This is a genomic window from Roseateles sp. GW821-FHT09B06 (assembly GCF_059418245.1).
This window is the reverse complement of the sequence record NZ_JBWKPM010000010.1, coordinates 110,964-126,348: the sequence shown is the minus strand read 5'-3', so window position 1 is coordinate 126,348 and position 15,385 is coordinate 110,964. Positions and strand designations below refer to the sequence as shown.

At 70.5% G+C, this 15,385-nt stretch carries 10 protein-coding genes; 1 reads left to right on the top strand and 9 read right to left on the bottom strand.

What is annotated here, in order from left to right:
- Positions 1-106 precede the first annotated feature (106 nt).
- The 6 genes from AC07OQ_RS11440 to AC07OQ_RS11415 form a co-directional block, all read right to left on the bottom strand.
- Entirely contained in the window at positions 107-796 is a 690-nt protein-coding gene (locus AC07OQ_RS11440; protein ID WP_495053246.1) for a GNAT family N-acetyltransferase, read from the bottom strand.
- A gap of 373 nt (positions 797-1,169) precedes the next feature.
- Complete coding sequence (locus AC07OQ_RS11435) at positions 1,170-4,601, bottom strand: patatin-like phospholipase family protein (protein WP_495053245.1); 3,432 nt, start codon at positions 4,599-4,601, stop codon at positions 1,170-1,172.
- Positions 4,602-4,865: 264 nt separating this feature from the next.
- Complete coding sequence (locus AC07OQ_RS11430; RefSeq protein WP_495053244.1) at positions 4,866-5,801, bottom strand: DedA family protein/thiosulfate sulfurtransferase GlpE; 936 nt, start codon at positions 5,799-5,801, stop codon at positions 4,866-4,868.
- 151 nt (positions 5,802-5,952) lie between these two features.
- A complete protein-coding gene (gene ycaC, locus AC07OQ_RS11425; RefSeq protein WP_495053243.1) occupies positions 5,953-6,582 on the bottom strand; it encodes an isochorismate family cysteine hydrolase YcaC in 630 nt (209 codons plus the stop codon).
- 38 nt (positions 6,583-6,620) lie between these two features.
- Positions 6,621-7,307, bottom strand: coding sequence for an isochorismatase family protein (locus AC07OQ_RS11420; RefSeq protein WP_495053242.1), 687 nt, complete (start codon positions 7,305-7,307; stop codon positions 6,621-6,623).
- Between the two features lie 46 nt (positions 7,308-7,353).
- Positions 7,354-8,226 carry a pirin family protein gene (locus AC07OQ_RS11415; RefSeq protein ID WP_495053284.1) on the bottom strand — a complete coding sequence of 291 codons (873 nt, stop codon included), beginning with the start codon at positions 8,224-8,226 and terminating at the stop codon, positions 7,354-7,356.
- Between the two features lie 121 nt (positions 8,227-8,347).
- On the opposite strand from AC07OQ_RS11415, the gene AC07OQ_RS11410 reads away from it, so the two are divergent.
- Positions 8,348-9,274: a LysR family transcriptional regulator gene (locus tag AC07OQ_RS11410; protein ID WP_495053241.1), complete on the top strand. Its 927-nt coding sequence runs from the start codon at positions 8,348-8,350 to the stop codon at positions 9,272-9,274.
- 130 nt (positions 9,275-9,404) lie between these two features.
- Here AC07OQ_RS11410 and AC07OQ_RS11405 read toward each other — a convergent pair whose 3' ends face one another.
- Genes AC07OQ_RS11405 through AC07OQ_RS11395 form a run of 3 tightly spaced genes read right to left on the bottom strand, consistent with a single transcriptional unit; the run spans position 9,405 to position 15,336 of the window.
- Positions 9,405-10,817, bottom strand: coding sequence for an efflux transporter outer membrane subunit (locus AC07OQ_RS11405; RefSeq protein WP_495053240.1), 1,413 nt, complete (start codon positions 10,815-10,817; stop codon positions 9,405-9,407).
- Positions 10,818-10,827: 10 nt separating this feature from the next.
- On the bottom strand, positions 10,828-14,088 hold the full coding sequence (locus AC07OQ_RS11400) for an efflux RND transporter permease subunit (RefSeq protein WP_495053239.1): 3,261 nt from the start codon (positions 14,086-14,088) through the stop codon (positions 10,828-10,830).
- 30 nt (positions 14,089-14,118) lie between these two features.
- Positions 14,119-15,336: an efflux RND transporter periplasmic adaptor subunit gene (locus AC07OQ_RS11395; RefSeq protein ID WP_495053238.1), complete on the bottom strand. Its 1,218-nt coding sequence runs from the start codon at positions 15,334-15,336 to the stop codon at positions 14,119-14,121.
- Positions 15,337-15,385 lie beyond the last annotated feature (49 nt).

The window sequence follows — 15,385 nt, the reverse complement described above, 5'->3', positions numbered from 1 at the left end:
TCGGCGTAAGGGACGTCTTGCACATGCGCACAAGCCCTCGCAAATCGCGTTCACGGACTTACAGCACTTGCACGCCACGGCGCCTCCTGCATGGAGGGCTTGGGCGTCACTTTGCTTCCGCGGTCGACAGCGATGCCGCCGTGACCGGCGAGATCATGGCCCAGCCTAGCGCCTTGTACAAGGCCGCACCTGCCTCCGTTGCAACCAGCACGCCTTGCCTTGCTCCGAGATCGAGTGAGATGTTGGACAGGGCGGCCATGATGTGCCGGCCAAGTCCCTTCCTTCGGTGGGTCTCCGCCGTGATGATTTGATCAAAAGTGGCGAACGCGCCATCAATGGCGACTTGGCCGCTGGCGGCGATTTCTCCCGTATCGGCGATGAGTTTCGCAAACGTGAGCGCTCCCGCGGAATCGGTATGCATGCGGTAGCCATCAGTGACCGGGGGATGGCCGCCTACGAGATCGGCGTTCATCAAAAACTCGGGCTCGTGAACATTCCAGTGGCTTGAGAGCAGTTGGGACACGCTTTCAATCGGGGCGCAGATCTTCAGCCAACTCCCGGGGCCAGTCTCGGTGGAGACGAGTTCGTGAAGCAGTCCTCGATCAAGGTGTGGCAGCACGTAGCGCGTGGTCTGTCCGGGCGTTCCGACGAAAATTTGAAAGTAGCCGGAACGCTCAATCGGAGTTTGGGTGCGCCGGGAAATCGCCCAGCCGTAGGCCCAGGCCCGAGCAGCGACCGCCCGATCAAGCGTGCCGGCGTTGAGGCTGCGCTCCGAGTTTGAAGGCGATAAGGTCATATGCGACTTGGTTCGAGATTGAGGCGCCTTGTGACGCCTAACGAGTTCGAGTTAACCGGACCGTGGAGGCAGGTGCGGCGTAGCTTGGCCCTTGCTACCGCGACCGCGACCGCGATGAAGGGCGGTGATCGAAGCTTAGAACCCTGGCAAGGCGCCAGATCCCGTTCTCATGCTTCCAGAGGTGTACGAACTTGGCGACCTCTGACCCCGGCTCTCCCTTGCGCGCAAAGTGACGACGCCTAACTTTGATATATGGCGCGGCCGCTGCGCCCTCACTTCTTTCGCCCGAGGTTCCCGACGATCCATGCCCCGCATGGCATCCGCCCTGCCCCCTCAAGCATCCCGGCCAGAAAATAACAGACAAGCGCCGCCCCTACCTCGGCCACCACACCTCGATCACCCCCGGCGCCCCCTGCAGGCCCGTCGACGGCCGGCGCAGCTGCCAGCCCGGCTGCAGCAGGGCCTCGGCGCAGGCCCACGCCGCGTCGTCGTGCACCAGCACGGTGGGCCGCGCATAGGGCCTGGGCGGCGGCTCGCCGCTGCGGGCGCTGCCGGCCAGCACGTCCTCCACCGGCGGCACGCGCAAGCCCTGACCCCGCCATCGCTGGCGCTGGGCCTCGGCCTCGGCGCGTCGCGCCGGCCCGTACACCTGCAGGTACAGGGCCTGTCCGACGCAGGCCTGAGCCAGGGTCCGGGCCGGCAGGCTCGGCTCAAAAGCCCCCAGCGCCTTCAGGGCCGCCGGCGGACAGCTGGGCGCCGGCGGGTTCAGGTCCAACCCCCAGTACAGCAGGCGCGGTTGCTGGATGCGGCGCTGCCAGCCCATGTCCAGGCAGCGCTTGGCCGGGCTGTCCAGCAGCAGCGCACAGGCGGGCAGCTCGCCGCGCCGCGGCAGGCACAGGGCCTCGGTCTGCTGCAGCACGCATTGCGCCAGCGCCGACTGCTGGAACCAGCCGGCCTGGCCGTGCAGGCATTGGGTGTCCGCCACGCGCAGCAGCTGGCTGGCCAGCGCGGCCAGGTCCTTGCCGCTGCCCTTGTCGTCCAGGCCCTGCAGGCTCTGCAACCGGCCGAACTGCTCGCTCAGATCCTTGAAGGACTGACGCTCGTCGCGCCCGGTCTCGGCGCTCTGCGTTCGCAGGGCATCGATCGCCTGCCACAGCGAGATGCCCAGCGTGGTGGCCGCGCTGAGCCCCACGGTGGCGGCCACCGCCTGGCTGGCGATGCGCGCCGGCACGCGGGCGCTGGGCTTGCCGCTGCCGGCCGCGGCATCGGGCGCAGGCGCGTCGCCGTCGCGGCGCCCGATGCTGACGCCGTCGTCCGGCACGAACTGCCGGTCGGCCAGCTCGGGCAGGCGGTGCAGCAGGCCGTCGCCGAGGTTGGCGCCCAGTTCCTCGCCCAGGGTGAAGTAGCTTTCCCATTGCGCCTCGTCGAAGAACTGGTCGGTGGTGGACTGCTGCGGGAACAGGGGGTTCTCGCGCTTGAAATTGATCAGGTCCACCGGTAGCCCCGGGCAGATATTGGGCTTGACGACGACCAGCAGGCCGCGCGCGCCGCTGCGCCGGTAGTGGATGCGCGCCAGCGCCACGCTGCTGATGCTTTGCGCCGAGGCCAGGTCGTTCAGCGAGCCGAAGGCCGGCGGCGCCCCCTCGCCGCTTCCCTGGCGGCGCGCCGGGCGCAGGAACTCGATATCGGTCTGCAGGTCGATGCGGGCCTTGCGCACCAGGTTCTCCAGGTCGCCGAAGCCGTAGCGCGGATCGGCGCCGCAATCGGCCAGCACGATCAGCCCGCATTCCTCGGCCAGCAAGGCATAGGCGCCGGTGTTCTCGTAATGGCCGCCGTCGCTGAGATACCAGTGGCGCTTGCGCTCGGCGTCGAAACGGCCGCGCAGTTCGTCGAACACCATCGCCGACTTGGGCAGCCAGGGCATGCGGCGCTTGTCGCGCTCGCCGCGCTCGTCCTTCAGGCCGCGGCTGTCCCACCAATGGCCCAGGCGCAGGCCGGCCGTCATCGCCAGCACCGCGACGCCGGTGCGCGTCATGCCGCCGAGGCCCGGCGCGAAGGCCGCGCCCGAGGTGGCCATCCACGAGCCCAGCGACATCGCGCGCACCCCGCCGAGACGCCGCCAGGGCCGCAGGCCCACGCGCGCCAGCCCGCGCGGCCCGATCGTGAAGGGCAGGCCGCGACGGTCCTGGTTGAACAGGCCGCCGCGCGGGTCGTGGGTCTGGTTGATGCAGCAGTTGATCAGGTGCACCGGGCCGCCGTTGGCATGTGGCGCGTAGTGGCGCATCGGCAGGTCGTCGCCGCGGTGCATCGCGTCCACCGAGGCCACGCGCCAGCCGCCGTCGGGCTCGCGCGGCGGCACCTCTAGCGGGCGCAGGCGCGCGTCGCTGCCCTGCCCGGTGAAGCGCAGGCCGTTGGCCGCGCCCAGATAGCTGCGCACCAGGCGCGCGCGGTAGAACTGATGCAGCGACGACAGGTTCAGGAAGTCGATGTTCCAGGCCGTCAGCAGCGCGAAGCCCAGGCAGGCCAGCGCCAGCACCGCGGCGCGCAGCGCCGAGCCCGGCGCGATCAGCGCCGCCGCATCGGGCTGCAGCACCAGGGTATAGGCCAGCGACACCCACCAGGTGCTCAGCAGGAACAGCAGCAGCAGCCCGGCCAGGTGGCCCAGGGTGGCCAGCGACAGGCCCCAGACCGGCGCCAGCGTCGCGCTGCTGGGCACCAGGCGCGGCAGCACGAGGCGCAGCAGGCCGGCCAGCGCCACCAGGGTGGTGCCGTACCAGCCGGGCTTGCCCAGCTCGAAGGCCAGGTACCAGGCGAGCCGGTCCACCAGGCCCAGCAGCATCAGGGCCAGCGCCGCCTGGCCCTGCCAGGCCAGCTGGCCGGTCAGGCGCTGGCGGCAGGCCTCGGCCAGTTCGCGCGGGCCCGGCGGCGTCTCGCCGCGCCGGCGCGCGCCGCGCAGCAGCCAGCGCGCCAGCCCCTGCGCATAGGGCTGGGCCAGCACCCAGGCAAGCGCGCCACCGAAGCACAGGGCCCAGGCCCACCACAGCGCGGGCGGCCAGAAGCCCTCGTCGGCGCCGGCCGCGACACGCGGCCGCAGCCACCACAGGCCCAGCGCCACCGCGCCCCACAGCAGCGGCGTGGCGGCCAGCACCAGGCGCGGCCACAGGCCGCGCCGGCGCTCGCGCACCATCCAGTAGCCGCAGGCCAGCAGCAGCGCGAGCGCCGCCTGCGGCACGAGCAGCAGCCAGGCGCCGGGCAGCCAGGCCAGCAGGCGCAGCGCCATGCTGCGCTCCGGCTCGGTCGCCGGCAGCCAGGCCTGCACCCAGGGCCACAGCCCGATGTTGAACAGCGCCAGCAGCGCCCCCAGCAGCAGGCCCAGCACGCCGATCTCGATATGGATGGCCAGCAGATTGCGCAGGTATAGCGAGGCCGCGAACAGCGCATCGGCCACGCCGCGCGGGATCAGGTAGCGGCCGTTGGCACGCAGCCACCAGGCCAGCCAGCGCTTGTCGGCGCTGGCCAGCGCATCGGCGGTCAGCACCGTCTCGGCCGGGCTGCGTGCCTGGTGGAACAGCTTGCCCACCGCGGCACCGATATAGCCGCCGCCCGAGACGGTGGACATCAGGTCGAAACGCAGCAACGCGCCCTCGCGCGCCAGCGCCTTGATCAGGCCGAAGCAGAAGGTGGCGCTGCGGATGCCGCCGCCGGACAGGGCCAGGCCCCACAGCCCGTCGCCCTCGGGCGGCGCATGATTGCCATAGAGCGCGGCGCGGCGCGCGCGCACCAGTTCCTCGATGGCCTCGCTCATCCCATGCCTTTCGTGACCCGCCGGCATGGGGTCAAGTGTTGCACCGCGGGCGGGCCTGCCTACCCCCCAGGACGCAAAAGCAACAGCCCGGGGCCGGTCGGCACGGCGGCAATGGGCTCCTAGCAGGCTGTTGAAAAACGTCGCGAGGACGGCCAGCTGCTAGGCGCCCGGAGCGCAGGAACCGGAACGTACTTCCTGTACGTGAGGATTCCGAGCACCGCGCAACGCCGCAGATGGTCGCCGCAGTAGGTTTTCAACAGCCTGCTAGGCGTTGGCGACCGGCTGCCCGGCGGCCTCCCAGCCGTCCAGCCCGCCCACCAGCGCGCGGGCGCGCGTCAGCCCGGCCTCGCCCAGCAGGGTCACGCCCATCGCGGCGCTGACCTCGTTGGGGCAGTTGCAATAGAGCACCAGCTCGCGGTCGCGCGGCAGGCTGGCGGCGCGGGCCTTCACCTGGTCCAGCTCCAGCAGCAGGGCGCCGGGAATGCGGCGCGGATCGATCGCCAGGCCGCCGGCCGCGCGCACGTCGATGAACAGCGGCGGCAGCGCGCCGTCCTTCAGCAGCGCCGCGGCCTCGGCCACCGTGATGCGGTGCCCGCGCGTGCGGCGCGCGAAGCGGATGCGCCGCCACAGGCGCCGCAGGATCAGGCCCGCGATGATCAGCAGCAGCGCGGCCAGGGCCACGAGGCCGGCGCCGGCCAGCATGTCCAGCACCTGCTGGATCTGCTCGGCCAGCATCAGACCCAGCAGCAGGAAGGCGCCGCTCCACAGCAGGCCGGCGGCGAAGTCGTAGGCGACGAAGCGCTTCCAGCTCATGCCCAGGGCGCCGGCCATCGGCGCGGCGACCACCGACACGCCCGGCAGGAACTTGGCGGCCAGCAGCGCCTGGCCGCCCCAGCGCAGGATCAGGCCCTCGCTCTGGCGCACGCAGGCATCGGGCGACAGCGAGATCCGGCACAAGAGCTTCATCACACGGTGGCCGTGGCGCCGTCCGGCCGCGAACCAGATCGCGTCGCCGGCGATATTGGCCAGCACGGCCACGGCCAGCGAGGCCAGGCCCGAGATCTGCCCCTCGGCCGCCAGCCCGCCGGCCACCACCAGCAGCGGCGCGGCCGGCAGCGGCACCCCGGCGCGCGCCGCCAGGGTCACGAGAAAGACCAGCAGCACGCCGTGAGCAATCAGGAGGTCGAGCAGTTCGCGCATGGGCGGTGAAGCAAAAGGGCCGGGCGCATTCTCGCCCGGCCCGTGCCCCTGCGCCGCCGCAGGGCCATTGCTGCGAGCGGCGAATCTCCGGCATGCGCCCCGCTCGGCCCGCGCCCTCGGGACTCCCCGCGCGGCCGATCCGCACGCCGCCTCAGCGGCCGCCGGCCTTCGCCGTCGTGTAGCTGCCGATCAGGTTGCGGTAGTCGGGAATATGGTTGGAGAACAGCGTGCCCAGGCCCTCGATGTCGTTGCGCCAGTCGCGGTGCAGCTCGCAAGCCACGCCGAACCAGCTCATCAGCTGGGCGCCGGCCGCGGCCATGCGGTTCCAGGCGGCCTGCTGGGTGATCTCGTTGAAGGTGCCGGAGGCATCGGTGACGACGAACACCTCGTAGCCCTCGGCCAGGGCCGACAGCGCCGGGAAGGCCACGCAGACCTCGGTAACGACGCCGGCGATGATCAGCTGCTTCCTGCCGGTGGCCTTGATCGCCTTGACGAAGTCCTCGTTGTCCCAGGCATTGATCTGGCCGGGGCGCGGGATGAAGGGCGCGGCGGGGAAGATCTGCTTCAGTTCGGGCACCAGCGGGCCGTTGGGGCCGTCCTCGAAGCTGGTGGTCAGAATGGTGGGCAGCTTGAAGTACCGGGCCAGGTCGGCCAGGGCCAAGACATTGTTCTTGAACTTGTCCGGGTCGATGTCGCGCACCAGGGACAGCAGACCGGCCTGGTGGTCCACCAGCAGCACGGCGGCATTGTTCTTGTCCAGACGGACATAGGGCTTGCTCATGAATCGCTCCTTCGGAGTTGGATGGGGATGCGCGCGACTCAGGCGCGCTGCGAGTCCAGCTGCTCGCCGCTGGTGGCCACGGCCTGGGCCTTGCCATAGCTTTCGATCAGCAGCTGGTATTCGGGAAAGATCCGGGTGTAGATCTCGGCCCATTGCGCGGCGTCGGCGCGATGCCAGCTGCGCTGGATCTCCGAGGCCACGGCGGCGGTGTCCATCGGGATCACGCCGGCCTGCACGACGCGGGCCAGCGTGATCTCCTGGGCCATCTTGGAATAGGTGCCAGAAGCGTCGACCACCGCGAACACCTTGTAGCCGGCATGCACCGCGCTGATCGCCGGGAAGGCCATGCAGACGCTGGTGATCGTGCCGGCGATGATCAGGGTCTTGCGCCCTGTGGCCTCGACCGCGGCGACGAAGTCCGGGTTGTCCCAGGCATTGATCTCGCCCTTGCGCGCCACGTACTGCGCATGCGGTGCGTTCTCGTGGATCTCCGGGATCAGCGGACCGTTCGGGCCCTGCGGCACCGAGGCCGTCGTGATCACCGGCATCTTGGCCAGCGTGGCCAGCGTGGCCATCCTGGCCAGCGCGGCGGCATGGGCGCGCAGCTTCGGCATCGGCATGTCGTTGACGGTCTGGAACAGGCCGCTCTGGTGGTCGATCAGCAGCATCACCGCGTCGTCGGGATCGATCACGGGGCGCTGGCCGTTGAAGTTGGCAATGCTCATGGCAGTCTCCTTTCTGGGAGGGTTGGGGGGATAGGTGGGGCGGAGCTCAGGCGGGGATGCGCCCGAACCGTCCGCCGCGGAAGTCGTCGATGGCCTGCTCGATCTCGGCCTGGCTGTTCATCACGAAGGGGCCCTGGCCGACGATGGGCTCGGCGATCGGCTCGCCCCCTAGCAGCAGCAGGGTCGCGTCGTCCTCGGCCTCGATCTCGAGCGCGCTGCCCGCGCGCTCCAGATGCAGCCACTGGGCCTCGCCCAGCGGCTGCCGGCCGTTCACCCGCACCCGGCCGCGCAGCGCCACCAGGGCCGCGGTATGGCCGACCGGCAGATCCAGGCGTGCCCCGCCGCCCTGGACCAGGCGCAGGTCCCATACATTGATCGGCGTGTGGGTGCGGGCCGGGCCGGTGATCTCCTGGAACTCGCCGGCGATCACGCGCAGCCGGCCGGCGCCCTCGGGCAGCTCGATGCCGGGGATCTGGGCGTCCAGCAGGGTCTGGTAGCCGGGCGCGCCCATCTTGTCGCGCGCCGGCAGGTTGACCCACAGCTGCACCATCTCCAGCGTGCCGCCGCGGCGCGTGAAAGCCTCGGAATGGAACTCCTCGTGCAGGATGCCGGACGCGGCCGTCATCCACTGCACATCGCCCGGGCCGATCAGGCCGCCGGCGCCGGTGGAGTCGCGGTGCTCGACCTCACCCTGGTAGACGATGGTGACGGTCTCGAAGCCGCGGTGCGGATGCGCGCCGACGCCGCGCGACCCACCGTCGGCCGAGGGCTCGAAGCGCGCCGGACCGGCATAGTCCAGCAGCAGGAAGGGGCTCAGCGCCTCGCCATGGCCGCCGTAGCCGAACAGCGAACGCACCGGGAAGCCGTTGCCCACCCAATGGGGCCTTGGGGCGCTGTAGACGCCGAGGATCTTCTTCAGCATTGATCCGTCTCCGTTGAACCGAATCCCGGCGGCGCCGAGACATGGCTCAAAGAATAGGAATGGAACGCCGACCGCAGTAGTCGCTAATATTCCGCCGCAGCGTCCCACGGATAGAACGATGAAGCCCAGCACCCTCGACCTCAACGACCTCTACTACTTCGCCCAGGTGGTCGAGCATGGGGGCTTCGCGCCGGCCGGCCGGGTCCTGGGCATTCCCAAGTCCAAGCTGAGCCGGCGCATCGCGCTGCTGGAGGGGCGCCTGGGCACCAGGCTGCTGCTGCGTTCGACGCGCAGCTTCGCGGTGACCGAGCTGGGCCGGGCCTATTACGCGCATTGCCGCGCGATGCTGGTCGAGGCCGAGGCGGCCGAGGAGGCGATCGCGCTGGCCCATGCCGAGCCGCGCGGCGTCGTGCGCATGAGCTGTCCGGTGGCCCTGCTGTCGGCGCGCATCGGCACAATGCTGGCCGAGTTCCTGGCCCTGCATCCGCGCGTCGAGCTGCATCTGGAGGAGACCAACCGGCGGGTCGACGTGATCGCCGAGGGCATCGATGTGGCGATCCGGGTGCGGCCGCCACCGCTGCAGGACAGCGAGCTCTTGATGCGTGTGCTGTCGGACCGCGGCCAATGCCTGGTCGCCAGCCCGGTCCTGCTGGCGCAGGCCGGCCTGGGCTTCCCGCTGGCGGGACCGGCCGATCTGGCGCGCTTGCCCAGTATGGACCTGGGTCAGCCGCAGGACGAGCATCTGTGGGTGCTGCAGGGCCCGGACGGCGCGCGCGCCGAGGTGCCGCACCGGCCGCGCTATGTGACGCGCGCGATGCTGGCACTGCGCGACGCGGCCGTGGCCGGCGTCGGCGTGGTACAGCTGCCGCGCATGATGCTGACCGAACAGTTCGCGCGCGGCGAGCTGCTGTCGGTGCTGCCCGATTGGGAGCCGCGGCGCGAGATCATCCACGCCGTGTTCGCGTCGCGGCGCGGCCAGCTGCCGGCGGTGCGGGCCTTGATCGACTTCCTGGTCCAGCGCTTCGCGGCGCTGGACGAGGACTAGCCGAATCTGAATCGCCACACACCCCGCATGACGCCCGCCAAATCCAGCGGAGCCCGAGGATCCGGCTACGCCGGTCCTGCGGGCTCGCCCCCTTGAGGGGGCGCGCGCAGCGCGTAGGGGGTGGTCCCGATCAGCTCCAGCCGCCGCCCAAGGCCTTGATCAGGGCCACGGTGGACTGGTACTGCGCCGCCCTCACCTGCAGCGCCTGGCGGCGGTTCGCCAGCTCGCTGCGGCGCGCGTCCAGCAGCTCCAGCTGGCTGACCAGGCCGTTGCGGTAGCGCGAATCCGACAGGGCCAGCGCGCGCTGCGCCGAGCTGACGGCCTGGGCCTGCACCCGGCTCTGCGCGGCCAGCAGGGCGAGGCCCGAGAGCTGGTCCTCCACGTCCTTGAAGGCCAGGAGCACCTGCTCGCGGTAGCGCGCCGCGGCCTCGTCGGCCTGGGCCGCGGCGTTCTGCACGCCGGCCTCGCGCCGGCCGCCGTCGAAGATCGGCAGGTTCAGCAGGGCATTGAGGCCCCACAGCCCGGCCGAACTCTTGAACAGGTCGGACAGCTCGGGCGAGGCGCCGCCGGCCGTGGCCGTCAGGCTCAAGGAAGGGAACCAGGCGGTCTGCGCCACGCCCAGGCGCGCCTGCGCGGCCTGGTAGCTGCTCTGCGCGGCGGCGATGTCGGGGCGGCGCGCCAGCATGCTGCTGGGCAGGCCGGCCGGCACGCCGGGCAGGGCCTCGGTCCATTGGCCCTCCGCCAGGCTCAGGCCGCTGGGCAGCTCGCCCACCAGCACGGCCAGGGCCGTCTCCAGCTCGGCGCGGCGGCGGTCCAGCGCCAGGGCCTGGGCCTCGGTGGCCGCCACCTCGGTGCGCACCCGCGCCACGTCGAGCTCGGCGATGTCGCCGGCGGCGTAGCGCCGCTCGGTCAACTTCAGCGTGTCCTGGTAGGCAGCCACGGTCTCGCGCACCAGCGCACGCTCGGCGTCCAACGCGCGCAGCGCGAAATAGGTCTGGGCCACGTCGGCCTGCACCAGCAGCTGCGCGCTGCGCAGCAGGCTTTCGGCGGCCTGCGCGTCCAGGCGCGCGGCCTGGCTGGCCTTGGACAGCCGGCCCATCACGTCCACCTCGTAGGAGGCGCTCAGGCCGGCGCTGTAGACCGTGCCGGCCGTGCCGGCGGCACGGGCCGCATCGCCGCCCTGGCGCGCGGCGCCGGCCTGGGCGCCGATCTGCAGCGCGCGGTTCGCATCGGTGCTGCGCAGCAGGGCCCTGGCCTGGGCCAGGCGCGCGTCGGCAGCCTGCAGGCTGGTGTTGTGGGCCAGGGCCTGCCGGGTCAGCGCGTCGAGCTGCGGGTCGGCGAAGGTCTTCCACCATTCGGCTTGGATCGGCGCCTGTGCCAGCGTGGCGCTGGCCGGCAGGGCCTGGTGCTTGAACGAGGCCGGCGTGGCCGGCAGCGCATGGGGCTCGCCCACCGGCACATTGGCGCAGCCGGCCAGCACCAGGGCCGTCAACAGCGGGGTAAGCAGCGGCGTCATCGCCAGGAGTTTCTTGCTCAGGAACATCTTCTTCTCCTTACTCATGGTCATGGCGCGGGGCCGCGGGCAGGGCCCGGGCGTCGCCAGCGCCGCCATGCAGCTTGGCATGCATGTCCTCGGTGCCGGCGAAGGCCTCGAGATGCGCCTCGGCGCCATGCAGCTTCAGTGGCTTGTTGCCGGTCAGGCGGCGCAGCAGCACATAGAACACCGGGGTCAGGAACAGGCCGAAGGCCGTCACGCCGATCATCCCGGCGAACACCGCGACGCCCATCGCCGAGCGCATCTCGGCGCCGGCGCCGCTGGCCAGCACCAGGGGCAGCACGCCCATCACAAAGGCCATCGAGGTCATCAGGATCGGGCGCAGGCGCAGACGGGCCGCCTCGATCGCCGCCTCCAGCGGGCTGCGTCCGGCGAATTCCAGCTCGCGGGCGAACTCGACGATCAGGATCGCGTTCTTCGCGGAGAGCCCCACCAGCACCATCAGGCCGATCTGGGTGAAGACATTGTTGTCCCCGCCCGAGAGCCAGACGCCGGTCATCGCGGACAGCAGGCCCATCGGCACGATCAAGAGGATGGCCAGCGGCAGGGTCAGGCTTTCGTACTGCGCGGCCAGCACCAGGAACACCAAGAGGATGGCCAGCGGGAAGATCCAGGTGGCGGAATTGCCGGCCAGGATCTCCTGGTAGGTCAGCTCGGTCCATTCATAGCTGATGCCGGGCGGCAGGGTCTCGGCGGCGATGCGCTTGATCGCGTCCTGCGCCTGGCCCGAGCTGTAGCCCGGGGCCGGGCCGCCGTTGATGTCGGCCGACAGGAAGCCGTTGTAGCGCATCGCACGCTCCGGGCCCACCGCATGCTCGATCTTCATCAGGGCCGACAGCGGCACCATCTCGCCGGTGCTGGAGCGCACCTTCAGCTGGCCCACGTCCTCGGCACGGGCGCGGTACTGCGCATCCGCCTGCACCCGCACCGAGTAGGTGCGGCCGAACTTGTTGAAGTCGTTCACATACAGGCTGCCCAGGTAGATCTGCATGGTGTCGAACACGTCGGTCACCGCGACGCCCAGCTGGCGCGCCTTGGTGCGGTCGATGTCGGCATAGAGCTGGGGCACGTTGACCTGGTAGCTGGTGAACATGCCGGCCAGTTCGGGCGTCTGGTAGGCCTTGGCCATGAAGGCCTTGACCGCCTGGTCCAGCGCCGCGTAACCCAGGCCGCCGCGGTCCTCCAGCTGCAGCTTGAAGCCGCCGGTGGTGCCCAGGCCCTGCACCGGCGGGGGCGGGAACATCACGACGAAGGCGTCCTGGATCTGGCCGAACTGGGCGTTCAGATTGCCCGCGATCTCGCCGGCCGACAGGCCCTTGCCGGTGCGCTCGTCGAAGGGCTTCAGCGGCGTGAACACGATGCCCGAGTTGGAGCTGTTGGTGAAGCCGTTGATCGACAGGCCGGGGAAGGCCACCGCATGCTCGACGCCGGGCGTCTTCAGCGCGATCTCGCTCATGCGGCGGATCACGTCCTCGGTGCGGTCCAGGGTGGCGCCGTCGGGCAGCTGGGCGAAGCCGATCAGGTACTGCTTGTCCTGCGCCGGCACGAAGCCGCCGGGCACGGCCTTGAACAGGCCCAGGGTCAGCGCGACCAGGCCGCCGTACAGCGCCAGCATCACGATCTTGCGGCCGATGGCGCGCTGCACGCCGCCGCCATAGGCCTCGGAGCCGCGCTTGAAGACGCGATTGAAGGCGCGGAAGAAGCGGCCGAAGATCTTGTCCATGCCGCGGGTCAGCGCGTCCTTGGGCGCGTCATGGCTCTTCAGCAGCATCGCGGCCAGCGCGGGCGACAGGGTCAGCGAGTTGATCGCCGAGATCACGGTCGAGATCGCGATGGTCAGCGCGAACTGGCGGTAGAACTGGCCGGTCAGGCCGGTGATGAAGGCCAGCGGCACGAACACCGCCACCAGCACCAGCGCGATCGCGATGATGGGGCCCGACACTTCGCGCATCGCGCGGTAGGTGGCCTCTCTAGGCGTCAGCCCCGCCTCGATATTGCGCTCGACGTTCTCCACCACCACGATGGCGTCGTCGACGACGATGCCGATCGCCAGCACCAGGCCGAACAGGCTCAGCGCATTGATCGAGAAGCCGAACACATGCATGACGGCAAACGTGCCCACCACCGACACCGGCACGGCCAGCAGCGGGATGATCGATGCGCGCCAGGTCTGCAGGAACAGGATCACGACCAGCACCACCAGGGCCACGGCCTCCAGCAGGGTGTGCACCACCGACTCGATCGAGGCGCGCACGAACTGGGTCGGGTCGTAGACGATGCTGTAGTCCACGCCCTCGGGCATGTACTGCTTGATCTCGGCCATGGTGGCGCGCACCTGGTTGGAGATCTCGATCGCATTGGAACCCGGGGCCGCGAAGATCGGCACCGCGACCGCGTCCTTGTTGTCCAAGAGCGAGCGCAGCGCATAGCCGGCGGCGCCCAGCTCCAGGCGGCCGAGGTCGCGCAGACGGGTCACGGCGCCGCTGGCATCGGTCTTGACGATGATGTCGCCGAATTCCTCTTCGCTCTGCAGCCGCCCCTGGGCATTGATCGAGAGCTGCAGGTCCACCCCCTGCAGGCCCGGCGAGGCGCCGACGACGCCGGCCGCGGCCTGGATGTTCTGGCTGCGGATCGCGGCCACCACGTCGTTGGCCGACAGGCCATGCTGGGCCACCTTCTGCGGGTCGAGCCAGACGCGCATCGCGTAGTCGCCCGAGCCGAACAGCTGCACGTCGCCGACGCCCTGCAGGCGCGCCAGCCGATCCTTGACATTGAGTACCGCGTAGTTGCGCAGATAGGTCATGTCGTAGCGGCCGCTCGGCGACAGCAAGTGCACGACCATGGTCAGGTCGGGCGAGCTCTTGATCGTCGTCACGCCCAGGCGCTTGACCTCCTCGGGCAGGCGCGGCTCGGCCTGGCTGACGCGGTTCTGCACCAGTTGCTGGGCCTTGTCCGGGTCGGTGCCGAGCTTGAAGGTGACGGTCAGGGTCATCAGGCCGTCGGTCGTCGCCTGGCTGCCCATGTAGAGCATGCCCTCGACGCCGTTGATCGCTTCCTCCAGCGGCGTGGCCACGGTCTCGGCGATCACCTTGGGATTCGCGCCGGGATAGTTGGCGCGTATCACCACCTGGGGCGGCACCACCTCGGGATACTCCGAGATCGGCAGGCCGCGCACCGCGATCAGGCCGGCCAGCACCATCAGGATGGAGATGACGCCGGCGAAGATCGGGCGGTCAATAAAGAATTTTGAGAGATTCATAGCGGTACTCCGGAGCGGCTTCCGTCGTGATTAGCTTTTCTTCTGCGCCGCGGCGGCCTTGGCGGCCTGCACTTCGGGCTTGGCGTCCATCGCGACCAGCTTGGGCTCCAGCAGGGCGCCGGGGCGCACCCGCTGCAGGCCGTTGACGACGATGCGCTCGTTGGGCTTCAGGCCCGCGGTGACGATGCGCAGGCCGCCGACCGGCGCGCCCAGCTGCACCTCGCGGTACTCGGCCTTGTTGCCCTCGCCCACCACCATCACGAAGCGCTTGCTCTGGTCGGTGCCGACCGCGCGCTCGTTGACCAGCAGGGCCTGGGTCTTGCTCGGCGCGCCCATGCGCACGCGGGCGAACTGGCCGGGCATCAGTTGCCCATCCTTGTTGTCGAACTGGGCACGCACGCGCACCGTGCCGCTCTTGGCATTGATCTGGTTGTCGATCAGCTGCAGGCGGCCCTCCAGCGGCGTGCCGTCCTGGGCCATCGTGCCCATCTGCACCGGGATGCGCTCCAGCTTGCTGCGCTCGGCCAGGGCACGGGCGATGACCTGCTCGTCGGCATCGAAGCTGGCGTAGATCGGGCTGACCGACACCAGGGTGGTCAGCAGCGGCGCGCCGGGGCCGGCGGCCACCTGGTTGCCCACCGTGATCTCCAGCTTGCCGACGCGGCCCGAGACCGGGGCGCGCACCTGGGTGTAGGAGAGGTTCAGCCTGGCGGCCTGCAGGCCGGCCTGGGCGGCGCGCAGATTGGCCTCGGCCTCGCGCTGGCCATTGCTGCGCTCGTCGAACTCGCGTTGCGCGATCGCCTGCTCGGCCAGCAGGCGTTGGGCGCGCGCCAGCTCGGTCTTGGCATTGACCGCGCGGGCCTGGGCCGCGGCCACCTGGGCCTCGGCGCGCTCGGCCTCGGCCGCATAGGGGGCCGGGTCGATCGTGATCAGCAGATCGCCCTGCCTGACCAGCGCGCCCTCGCGGAAATGCGCGGCATGCACGGTGCCGGGCACGCGCGGGCGCAGTTCGACGCGCTCCACCGCCTCCAGGCGGCCGGAGAACTCGTCCCAGGTCGAGACCTCCAAGGCCTGCACCACCGCGGCCGACACCGGCGTCGCCTGGGGCGCGGCCGGCGGGGCATCGGCCTCGGCGCTTTGCAGGCCGAAGATCGCGGCGGAGATCGCCGTCAGGGCCGTCAGGGCCGTGCCCGCCACCCAGAGGCGGCGCGGGGCGGCTGAGGAAACAGAGTTGGATGTTTGCTGCATGGTGATGAACTCCGGAAGGACTGAGACCTGAAAAAAAAGACAAGCAAAG